The organism is Ruegeria sp. AI3 (assembly GCF_056541245.1).
This window is the reverse complement of the sequence record NZ_JBQFYA010000082.1, coordinates 1-618: the sequence shown is the minus strand read 5'-3', so window position 1 is coordinate 618 and position 618 is coordinate 1. Positions and strand designations below refer to the sequence as shown.

1 protein-coding gene and 1 pseudogene are annotated in these 618 nt (G+C 55.0%); both read left to right on the top strand.

The window, feature by feature from the left end:
- The coding region (locus ACRZ95_RS23160; protein ID WP_480555747.1) for a flagellar basal body L-ring protein FlgH at positions 1 to 367 on the top strand (367 nt) is incomplete at its 5' end.
- A 9-nt stretch (positions 368 to 376) separates the two neighbouring features.
- A pseudogene (locus ACRZ95_RS23155) lies at positions 377 to 618 on the top strand (flagellar basal body-associated protein FliL); the annotation flags it as partial.

Below are 618 nucleotides of genomic sequence, written 5' to 3'. Positions count from 1 at the left end.
AAACAGCTTGCCAGAGGGCGCATCTCTGGAAGAGGCGGTCTCGATTGACTCTGACGCATCCAGTTCTGGGCGCGGATCGGTTCGGCGAAACGAGAAACTGACACTGCGCGTCGCAGCAACCGTACTGGATGTTCTGCCGAATGGGGTATTGTCTATCTCTGGGTCTCAGGAACTGCGCGTCAATTTCGAGCTAAGGGAGTTGCTGGTCGCCGGATATATCCGCCCGCAGGATATCTCACGCAAGAATGAGATCACCTATGACAAAATAGCGTCAGCGCGGGTGTCCTATGGCGGCCGCGGGCAAATAACCGACGTGCAGCAGCCAAGATATGGCCAGCAAGTCCTCGATTCCCTTTTGCCTTTCTGAGGTCTGGTTATGGCGAAATTGCTGATACCTCTGATTTTCATGGTTGCCGGGCTTGGAGCCGGAATCGGTGCAGGTGTGTTCCTTTCACCTTCTGGGGAAGCGGAGGACACGCTTTCGGAACAGGACGCCGCAGCAAAAACAGACCAACAGACAGATGCACCGGTAGCACCAACTGAAAGACATGCCGATGCATCCGGCGGGTCGCCCGGTTTCGAATATCTTAAGATGACCAAGCAGTTTGTTGTCCCGGT